This window comes from Kaistella pullorum (assembly GCF_014837035.1).
Classification (GTDB): domain Bacteria; phylum Bacteroidota; class Bacteroidia; order Flavobacteriales; family Weeksellaceae; genus Kaistella; species Kaistella rhinocerotis.
Window position 1 is genome coordinate 1 of record NZ_JACSPS010000012.1, and the last position, 4,813, is coordinate 4,813.

The following is a 4,813-nucleotide window of genomic DNA, read 5'->3' on the forward strand; positions in this document are numbered from 1 at the left end:
CGGATTTTGGACCGGCGGAAGGTAGTATGGGCGGTAACGGTTGGGTATTTCTGCAGGCGGGCTAAAAATACGAAAACTTTCTAATTGCTAAAAATTGAATTAATCGCAAACTCTTCGATGAAAACTTCATACCCGCTTGTAGAAATACCTTGTTACCAGCAGTGTTTTTATTCGGCCAAAAGGTTATAATTGTATTTCGTAAATATAACAAATGTTTGTTTTTGTGTCATAAAAATAGCGAGAACCTTGGTCAAATTCTTCATTTCGATAATAACGCTTTGAATTTTCAGACGGTTTAAACCACTGTGGTGCATCCGCCGGAATTGTCCATTCGTTTTTCTCTTCTGACATTCCATTAATTTCTATATATTCATTCCAAAATTTTTTTGTTGGTTTAAATTTTAAATACATGATATATTCCTTGGAAAAATGTGAAGATTGCCAATATTGTCCTTTTAAAAGTTTAATATTTTTTGGTGCGACAAATCCAGACCAATATTTAAAAGTTTCATTTGGGTCGTTGGTGTTTTTTGAACAACTTGTCATTAAAGTTGATACGATGAAAAATGAAAATAATATTCGTAAAAAATTTTTAGCCATAAATTACATCATTTTTAATTTCGCGAGCATTTTAACATTGCTGGTAACGTCCGGCGTATATGGAGGGTTGCGGCTGCTGCCCCAGATCTTCGTACAAAAACCGGACTTTAAACTTAGCGAAAATTCTGATACAAAAGCAGACTTCCGCAATCCGCCATATACGATGTTACCGCCCGTACGCGCGAGGAACATAATACCGGGGCGACTTAGTGATCACGAAATGCCGGAACCCGTTGTCCTGCTCTCGGAAAAAGCCCGGATTTCCAATGCTGAATTAATTACAAAAACGGATTTTGGACCGGCGGAAGGTAGTATGGGCGTTAACGTATTGGGGCTTTGCGATGGTGGGGCAATCGAAGCACAAATCTTCAATTTTTCACAAAAGTTGAATAAAAGAAATTCCGTTGAACTTTGCAATTTCGCCCCACTATTGCAAAACCCTTGTTAGGCGATGTTTTTTTCGGCTTCTTTTATTTCCTTAATATTTCTAAAAAAAAATCGTCCATTATTTTCAATTCCAAATTCGCCTAAGCTTAATTTTTTTGCAATTAATTTGTCTTCAATAACTAGTATTTCGTCTGTTAATTCAGTATTTACTTCTCCGAAATTTACTTCAATAGCTGAAAATTGTATAAAATGCTTATCCGTTTTAAAAGCTATTTCAATTGGAACAAAATATTTACCTACAAATGCTTTATGTCAATAAATTTTTGCATCAATTATTGTTTCATTTAGAAATTTTGAGGGATAATTTTTGGGGTTTTTATTTTCAATAAATTCAAATTCAGTAATATTTCCTTTTTTTAAATTTAAACCATTATAATGTGTTGCAAAAAAGTAATTTCCTAAGTAATATTTTTCGTTATTTAATATTATTTCAACGCCATTTAGTAAGCTTTTACCGTAAATGTTTTCCTGTTCATTATAATCAATATCTTTATCATCTAAAAAGAAAATTAGTTGATTAATTTGTTTTCCAATAAAGCTATTTGTTAAATCAAAAATATTTTGATATTCATTGATTTCCTCTTGATTCCACGTTGTTGTCATAAAATATCGCCTAACGTCCGGGTATTTCTGCAGGCGGGCTAAAAATACAAAAACTTTATACTTGCTGAAAACTGAATTAACCGAGATAATCTTCGATGAAAACTTCATACCCGCTTGTCGAAATATCCTGTTATGCGGCGTTTTTTATCTGTCCCAACCATCAATCATATATTCTTTGTCTAACAATTTAATTTCCTTTTTTTTCGACTTAAACCATAATTCAAATCTTGCAGGATAAAATTTGCCCATTCTCCCTTCATAAATTATAGCAGTTCGTTGAAACATTTTTGTTTTATTTGAAATTGAATCAATATTGACTGTAGTTTTTTCTTTAAAGTTCTCTTCCACAGAAAGTGGAGTATTGGTCGTCATTTCAAAGGCTTTTATAAACAAATAGCCTTTTTCCAGAGATTTGTGAAATATTAAAAATTGATAACCAGAATAACCGTCACCATTCACTATTAATGAATCTTTGGTAGTCGATATTTTATACAAATTTTCAAGTTGGTTAAAACTTCGAGTCTCTTTTGTTTTAGGCAGATTCAAAGAGTTTCTATATTTTGAATTTTCGAATATGTCAACATTTTCACTACATTGATTGTTAAAAATACAGAAAAAAACCAATATAAATATTTCAAGTTTTATTTTCAATTTTTCAAATTTTATTTGAGATAACAGTGGTTGTTAAAATGTCGCATAACGTTTCGCGTATTGGCGATGGTGCGGCTTTAACGCGGAAACTTTCTTGTTATTAATTAATCTTCGAAACATCTGAAATCGTTAAACTTGCGATTCCTCCGCACTATTGCCAATACGATGTTACAGGCAGTGTTTTTTATCTACTCTGTAACTCTTGAATAAATTTTTTAATCTTTTTTTTAATTATTGGACTGGTAAATGGCAAAATAACCCCATTCAAACCTTTAGTTCTATAATTTAGGAGTAATTCGTTTTCCGTTTGAATTAGAGTCAAAGTACCACCCCAAGAAAACCACGTAATTCCCGTGGACACTTCGAAGAAACCTATTTTATTATATTCAAAATCGTCAAATCCACTTTTTTTTAATGAGTTTTCAATATTCTCAATTGTCAGATTTTGAATTTTGTAAGATTGAAAAAATTGATTATTGTAAAGTTTTATTGATAATATAAAAATTAATGTAAAACTTGCTATAAACGTAATCCAACCGATAGTTTGCAACTCTATATTATTATTTATAACACCTGATTTTATAGCAGAAAGTGAAACTACAGATATTGCAAACGGAAAAATTACCAAGAGATATCTTTCAATAAAATTCCATAATGTAAATGAATGTTTTTTTGATCTTTTGATGTTGTCAATTTCTTTCTTTATCATACGGTCGGTTTGGTAACATTGCCTGTAACGTCCGGCGTATATGGAGGGTTGCGGCTGCTGCCCGAGATCTTCGTACAAAAACCGGACTTTAAACTTAGCGAAAATTCTGATACAAAAGCAGACTTCCGCAATCCGCCATATACGATGTTACCGCCCGTACGCGCGAGGAACATAATACCGGAGCGACTTAGTGATCACGAAATGCCGGAACCCGTTGTCATGCTCTCGGAAAAAGCCCGGATTTCCAATGCTGAATTAATTACAAAAACGGATTTTGGACCGGCGGAAGGTAGTATGGGCGGTAACGTTTTGCGGCTTTGCGATGGTGCGGTTTAAATGCCAAATCTTTCTATAAACTAATTTTTTTAAAATCTAAAATTTTTAAACTTGCGAAAATCCCGCACTATTGCAAAACCGCTGTTATCTGTAGTTGTTACTGCGCAAGTATTCTTCAATTATTTCGTCATATTCCTTTTGCTTTTCCAAAATAGTTCCGTGATCTGTGACTAGATCATATTTCTCCTGAAATGCTATACATTCATCTCCAATTATTTTAATTAAATCTGAAATTTTCGAATTAAAATCTTTAGAATTTTTAATTTCCTTATTTATCAGTCTTTGCAATTTGTATGCGAAAATTTGCGCAATATCAAAATGTCCTTGTTCATGATTTAATAATCCATCAGTATAATAAGTTTCGTTTAACCAAGATTCTTCCCTGTTAAATATTGCATATGTTCTAATTTGAATTTTTCCTGTCCAAATAGAAGTCGACATGATTTCGTAACTAACGTTGTAAGAAGTTCCAGCGTGATTAATTGTGTTTCCCGGTATTATTCCTTGAAAATCATTTCTAGTAAGTTTTGAATTTGGACTCCATTCAATAATTTGGGAAAAAGCAAGGAAATTAAAAAAAATTATTAAAAATGTTAATTTGTATTTCATTTTAACGCAATATTTTTTACAATTACAGATAACGTTTCGGGTATTTCTGTTGGCGGGGATTATTATAACTGCTTTTGGTAAATATAACATAAAGAACAACTCGCGAAAATCTTTATGATGTAAACTTCAACACCGCTAATAGAAATACACTGTTATCTGCTGTCTCTTTTTATATTCAGTTTGTTCTCAATTGTCTGTATGAAAGTTTTGTTGTCAATAATATTTGAATTCAGGTCAAACAACAAGAACGCTGTGTCTTTTATTATACTTCTATTTTTTGTTTCAATATCCATAGCAAAACTGACTTCCAAAAACTTAGGTGTCAAGCTATCAAATTTATGGTGAACTTGCGAGAGGTATTGTCTTTTTTGCTCAAAAATCTCTGCTGAATCCACATATTTATAGGATAATTCTAAGTTATTTTTAGCAATGTTCTTGTCACTTACATCTCCATAATTACTTTTCTCTACTTCTAATTTCGCTACATTACTATAATTCGTTCCAGTTTCAATAAAAGTTTCAACTTTTGAGTATAAATAGTTATAATAATATTCGGCTTGTGATTTTTCAGTTAGAGTGTCAATTTTAAAAACTTTTATTGAATTAAGTTTTTTATATTCATCATTCTTTTGAAGTTCCTTTGTCATATATATTTCTGCCTTTTTTTCTAATTTATTTCCATGTTCTTCATGTTTTTTTGAACAGGAATAATTTAATAAAATAGTCAAAATTAAAAATGTTGATTTCTTCATAACTTCAAGCGTACAATTTTTATGAGATAGCAGATAACGTCCGGCGTATATGGAGGGTTGCGGCTGCTGCCCCAGATCTTCGTACAAAATCCGGACTTTAAACTTA

Annotated in this window: 8 protein-coding genes; 2 read left to right on the forward strand and 6 right to left on the reverse strand. The window is 31.8% G+C overall.

Annotated elements, in window-relative coordinates; genetic code table 11:
• Nucleotides 1-183: 183 nt before the first annotated feature.
• Nucleotides 184-546 (reverse strand): hypothetical protein, encoded by a 363-nt coding sequence (locus H9628_RS11705; RefSeq protein WP_251834324.1) that lies wholly within the window; start codon nucleotides 544-546, stop codon nucleotides 184-186.
• A gap of 13 nt (nucleotides 547-559) precedes the next feature.
• Between H9628_RS11705 and H9628_RS11710 the strand changes: the two genes are divergently transcribed.
• Nucleotides 560-1,048 carry a hypothetical protein gene (locus tag H9628_RS11710; RefSeq protein ID WP_251834325.1) on the forward strand — a complete coding sequence of 163 codons (489 nt, stop codon included), beginning with the start codon at nucleotides 560-562 and terminating at the stop codon, nucleotides 1,046-1,048.
• 251 nt (nucleotides 1,049-1,299) lie between these two features.
• Here H9628_RS11710 and H9628_RS11715 read toward each other — a convergent pair whose 3' ends face one another.
• The 3 genes from H9628_RS11715 to H9628_RS11725 form a co-directional block, all read right to left on the reverse strand.
• Nucleotides 1,300-1,650 (reverse strand): hypothetical protein, encoded by a 351-nt coding sequence (locus H9628_RS11715; protein WP_251834326.1) that lies wholly within the window; start codon nucleotides 1,648-1,650, stop codon nucleotides 1,300-1,302.
• 144 nt (nucleotides 1,651-1,794) lie between these two features.
• A complete protein-coding gene (locus H9628_RS11720; protein ID WP_251834327.1) occupies nucleotides 1,795-2,301 on the reverse strand; it encodes a hypothetical protein in 507 nt (168 codons plus the stop codon).
• Between the two features lie 184 nt (nucleotides 2,302-2,485).
• Entirely contained in the window at nucleotides 2,486-3,010 is a 525-nt protein-coding gene (locus H9628_RS11725) for a hypothetical protein (RefSeq protein ID WP_251834328.1), read from the reverse strand.
• Nucleotides 3,011-3,019: 9 nt separating this feature from the next.
• Here H9628_RS11725 and H9628_RS11730 point away from each other — a divergent pair, with 9 nt between their 5' ends.
• A complete protein-coding gene (locus H9628_RS11730) occupies nucleotides 3,020-3,346 on the forward strand; it encodes a hypothetical protein (protein ID WP_251834329.1) in 327 nt (108 codons plus the stop codon).
• Between the two features lie 84 nt (nucleotides 3,347-3,430).
• Here the strand turns inward: H9628_RS11730 and H9628_RS11735 are convergent, their stop codons facing one another.
• Nucleotides 3,431-3,955, reverse strand: coding sequence for a DUF922 domain-containing protein (locus H9628_RS11735; RefSeq protein ID WP_251834330.1), 525 nt, complete (start codon nucleotides 3,953-3,955; stop codon nucleotides 3,431-3,433).
• A gap of 152 nt (nucleotides 3,956-4,107) precedes the next feature.
• Nucleotides 4,108-4,813 (reverse strand): hypothetical protein (locus tag H9628_RS11740; protein WP_251834331.1); only part of this gene is annotated, 706 nt, incomplete at its 5' end.

What these genes read in the sequence shown, in the direction of transcription:
- H9628_RS11705 (WP_251834324.1), bottom strand. Translation starts at nt 546, where the DNA reads ATGACAAGTTGTTCAAAAAACACCAACGACCCAAATGAAACTTTTAAA.
- H9628_RS11710 (WP_251834325.1), top strand. Translation starts at nt 560, where the DNA reads ATGAAAAATGAAAATAATATTCGTAAAAAATTTTTAGCCATAAATTAC.
- H9628_RS11715 (WP_251834326.1), bottom strand. Translation starts at nt 1,650, where the DNA reads ATGACAACAACGTGGAATCAAGAGGAAATCAATGAATATCAAAATATT.
- H9628_RS11735 (WP_251834330.1), bottom strand. Translation starts at nt 3,955, where the DNA reads ATGAAATACAAATTAACATTTTTAATAATTTTTTTTAATTTCCTTGCT.
- H9628_RS11725 (WP_251834328.1), bottom strand. Translation starts at nt 3,010, where the DNA reads ATGATAAAGAAAGAAATTGACAACATCAAAAGATCAAAAAAACATTCA.